At 56.2% G+C, this 4,625-nt stretch carries 4 protein-coding genes; all 4 read left to right on the top strand.

The features are described 5' to 3' along the window. On the top strand, positions 1-839 hold an 839-nt coding region (locus IH971_09795), incomplete at its 5' end, for an IS3 family transposase (protein ID MCH7498130.1). Positions 840-905: 66 nt separating this feature from the next. Continuing rightward, positions 906-1,433, top strand: a complete 528-nt coding sequence (locus tag IH971_09790; GenBank protein ID MCH7498129.1) for a hypothetical protein — start codon at positions 906-908, stop codon at positions 1,431-1,433. Beyond that, positions 1,430-2,902 carry a hypothetical protein gene (locus IH971_09785; GenBank protein MCH7498128.1) on the top strand — a complete coding sequence of 491 codons (1,473 nt, stop codon included), beginning with the start codon at positions 1,430-1,432 and terminating at the stop codon, positions 2,900-2,902. The genes IH971_09790 and IH971_09785 overlap by 4 nt, the downstream gene beginning before the upstream one ends. 23 nt (positions 2,903-2,925) lie before the next feature. Next, on the top strand, positions 2,926-4,625 hold a 1,700-nt coding region (locus IH971_09780), incomplete at its 3' end, for a myosin kinase (protein ID MCH7498127.1).

Below are 4,625 nucleotides of genomic sequence, written 5' to 3'. Positions count from 1 at the left end.
CATTTGGTGTGGAGAAGATGTGCCTGTCGTTGGCCGTAAGCCGGAGCGGGTTCTATTGCTGGAACCAATCAGGAGAGGGCAAAAGGGCGGCACAGAACCGTCTGCTGCTGGATAGTATCCGGCGCATACACAACTCATCCAAAGGTCGTTATGGAAGTCCTCGCATCACCGCTGAGCTAAAGGACCAGGGCCTCGCCTGCAGCCGCCCGCGGGTCGCCAGGCTGATGCGCCAGCACGATATCAGGGCCAGAGCCAGGAGGAAGTTCAAGGCCACCACCAACTCCAAACACAAGCATGCGGTTGCGCCGAACCTGCTGGAGCAGGTGTTCCAGGCCGAGGCTCCTAACCGGGTCTGGGTCTCTGACATCACCTATATCCGCACCCTGGAGGGCTGGCTGTATTTGACGGTGATCATGGATCTCTATAACCGGAAGATCGTCGGTTGGTCCATGAGTGAGACGATGGAAGCCACCGACACCACCATACCGGCCTTCCAGATGGCCGTTAAAGGATGCCAACCGCTTCCGGACCTGGTGTTCCACTCGGACCGGGGCGTGCAGTATGCCTGTGAACCGTTCGTTGCCCTGCTCAGCCGGTCAAGGTCGATCCAGAGCATGAGCGGCAGAGGTAACTGTTACGACAATGCTGTAGCGGAAAGTTTTTTCCATACCCTGAAGACTGAACTGGTCCATCATGAACTCTACCGCACACGGGCAGAGGCCAGGCGCTCTCTGTTCGAGTACATAGAGGGCTTTTACAATAGGACCAGAAAGCACTCAACCTTGGGATATAGATCCCCAGTCGAGTATGAAAACATGAAGTTCAAACAGGCAATATGACTTCTCGTAGTGTCCACTTTTTTGTAGCAAGATCAGTTTCCTGCTATTCCATACTTCGGGGGGGCCGTGCTCCGCACCAGTTTATTCCTGTTGGTAACCGCTTTTTCTGCCTGCGTCGGTTTTTTGCCATCCGTCCGGACCCAGCCCAGTGCCGGCGACCAAATGTTGGCGATGGAAAGGGCCGATTCAACCTATTTCTACGGAGTTGGCCGAGGGGAATCCAATAGCCTATTAATAGCCCGCGACAGGGGCGCATTGAAGGCTCGACGTGATCTGATTGCTGTCTTTCAGGTGCAAATTGATGCTGTACATAGATTATTCATTGAGTATGGACGGTCGACTAGCGATTGGTCGACGTACCATAAATTTCCTGATTTCCCCAAGTCACCTCCTCACCAGCCTCTCGATCTATCAGGGATTCTCATTGCAAATATCAATGACGAACAGATTAACAACCAGTGGCAGGCCACAGTCGTAGTCAGAATTAGCCGGGAAACCGCCTGGGTGGCATATTTAGCCTGGTTGAATACCGTGGCAGGCCCGGATTACTACGAGAGATTCTTGAAGTTTATTACTGAAATGGGGTTACCATGACTCGTTATCTTCACCGTCTGTTTGCGATTCTTCCCCTCACACTAATGCCCCTCCATGCTCAGGATGCCTACCAGGATTGGCTCGAGAAACAGCAGGCCGGATTCCAGGAGTACCAGGAGCAGCAGGACCAGCAGTTTTCCGCTTTCCTGAAGGCCGAGTGGGAAAAGCTCAACGCCTTCAAAGGGATCGTGCCTGATGAAACCCCCAAGCCGGTGAAGATCCCGGTGTATAAACCACCCAAGGAGAAGGATCAGCCCAAACCGCCCCCCGTAACCAATCCCGTGGCGGCCCCGGATATTCCCAAGCCCAAGCCCGCGCCGAAGCCCGCGCAGCTGGAAATGCCCCGGGCGGTGAAAGTGAAACACAGCCGGGCACTGACCATCAAGTTCCTCGGCATGCGGCTGGGCTTTGAGATAGACGGCGAGATGGCCCGGCGCCCGCAGGGCAGCATCGGCAAGCAGTTCGTCAGTGACTACTGGGAGCAGATCACCCGCACGGACTATCTGTCCACCTTGCGGCAGGCCATGCATGTCCGGCAGCAGCTGGACCTCAACGACTGGGGCTACGGCCTGCTGCTCAAGCGGATCGGTGAGGCCATGTACGGGAACGAGGAGCACCTGGTGGACCTGTTCACCTGGTTCATGCTGCTCAAGTCGGGCTATGACGCCAAGGTAGGGTACACCTCGGACCGGATTCTGCTCCTGCTGCCCTCCGGCGACCAGATCTACAGTATCCCCTTCTTCAGGTTTGAGGGCAGTCAACAGAAGTACTACACCATCGCCTTCGGCGAGGCGCCCGGCGGCCGACACGCCTCTGTGTACATCTACAAGGGCGATTATGCGGCAGCGCAGACCCTCATGGATTTCTCCGTCCGCACGGTGCCGGCCTTGAATACCGCCCATGAGAACCGCATACGGACGTTCACCTACAAAGGTACCCCATACCGTGTGCCCACCGTGGTCAACAAGGATATTGTCGAACTCTACCGCTACTATCCCCTGACCCCCATGGCGGTGTTTTTCAACGCCGCCGTGTCGCCGTCCGTGAATTATCGTCTGCTGAGTTCAATGGGCAAACTGATTGACGGCAAATCGGAAGCCGAGGCGGTGAACATGCTGCTGCGCTTCGTGCAGACCGCCTTCGAGTACCAGACCGACGACCAGCAGTTTGGCCGGGAGAAGTACCTCATCCCCGATGAGACCCTCTACTACGGCAGCTGCGACTGCGAGGACCGCTCGATCCTCTTTGCCCACCTGGTGCGGGAGCTGGTGGGGCTGCCGGTGGTGGGGCTGGACTATCCGGGGCACATCGCCACGGCGGTGCAGTTCAGCCAGCGGCTCCCCGGCGCCCACGTGGGCTACCGCGGCGAGCAATACCTCATCTGCGACCCCACTTACATCAACGCCGACATCGGCATGGTCATGCCCCAGTTCAAGGACACCCCGCCGGTGCTGATCGGGCTGCCATGAGAATAGCAAATAGGAGGAGCATCATGTCTAGAATATTAAATCCAGCCATAATCGCATACAGCCTCTCAAGCGTAGTTCCCGCCCAAGAGAGCAAACCGGAAGTCTTTGTGCAGCTGGGGCATGCAGGTGTGGTCTATTCCGTTGCCTTCTCCCAGGATGGCCGCTCTGCCCTGTCGGGGAGTGCGGATAAGACTCTCAAGTTGTGGGAAGTGGCCAGCGGCCGGGAAGTCCGCACCTTTAAAGGGCATGCCGAAAGTGTCAAATCCGTGGCCATTTCCCCAAACGGCCGCCACGCCCTTTCTGGGAGCAATGACAAGACCCTCATGCTGTGGGACATCACCAGCGGCCGGGAAATCCGCACCTTTGTAGGACATTCCAACGATGTAACTTCCGTGACTTTTTCCCCCAATGGTCGCTATGCTCTGTCGGGGAGTGACGATAAAACCCTCAAGCTGTGGGACATCTCCGGCGGCCGGGAAATCCGGACTTTTATAGGGCATTCTGCATCGGTTAATTCCGTCGTCTTTTCCCCTGATGGCCGCACTGCCCTGTCGGGGGCCGGTGATCTCCTAGTGGGTAGAGTCAAGCTTTGGGACCTTTCCAGCGGCCGGGAAATCCGCACCTTTGAGGGGCATGCCACAGCTGTGGCATCCGTGGCCTTTTCCCCCGCTGGCCGTACTGCTCTGTCGTGGAGTACGGATGGTACCCTCAAGATTTGGGAGGTCTCCAGTGGCCGGGAAAGCCTCTTACGGGGGCATGCCCACAGTGTCCATTCAGTCGTCATTTCCATTGATGGCCGCACTGCCCTGTCGGGGAGTAGGGACAACACCGTAAAGCTATGGGACATCTCCAGCGGCCGGGAAATCCGCAGCTTCAATGGGCACAAGGATCATATTACTTTGGTAGCTTATTCCCCTGATGGCCGCACTGCCCTGTCTGGAAGCAAAGATAAAACCCTGAAACTCTGGGAAATAACCAAGAGTCGGGCAATTCGCACCTTTAAAGGACATAAAGGTTCGATTTATTCTGTGGCATTCTCCTCGGATGGTAAATTTATCGTATCTGGAAGTTGGGATAAGACCCTCAAGCTCTGGGATCTCACTAAATATCGGGCAATCCGCACCTTTGAGGGGCATAGAGTTCCGATTAATTTTGTGGCATCCTCCCCGGAGGGTAAATTTATTCTGTCGGGGAGCAAAAATTCTAGCCTCAAGCTATGGGAGGTCTCCAGTGGCCAGGAAAGCCGTACCTTTACAAAACATGTTACTTCCGCGGCCTTTTCGCCTGATGGCCGATACATCCTATCGGCGGGGAGTTTTGATGAGACCCTGAAGCTGTGGGAGGTCGCCAGCGGAAGTAACATCCGCATATTTGAGGGTCATTCTGGTTGGGTTAGTTCCGTCACCTTTTCCCCGGACGGCCGATATGCCGTGTCAGGGAGCATTGACGGTACGATCAGAATTTGGGATGTCGAAACCGGTGAAGAAATCGTCAAACTGGTTTCGTTCACCGACGGTGAGTGGGTCTCCATTACCCCGGAAGGCTACTACGACGCCTCCCCCAACGGCGCCAAGCATCTCAACGTAAGGGTAGGCAACGAAGTCTACAGCATGGACAACTATGCCGAGACTTTCTTCCGGCCCGACCTGGTGCAACTGGCATTGGCGGGTGAAAGCCTGGCCGGCTTTGCCACGCTGGACGACATCAAGCCGGCGCCGGGGGT

The organism is Candidatus Neomarinimicrobiota bacterium, assembly GCA_022560655.1.
GTDB lineage: Bacteria > Fidelibacterota > Marinisomatia > SCGC-AAA003-L08 > TS1B11 > JADFSS01.
The sequence above is the reverse complement of the archived record's forward strand: the minus strand, read 5'-3'. Positions and strand labels throughout refer to the sequence as shown.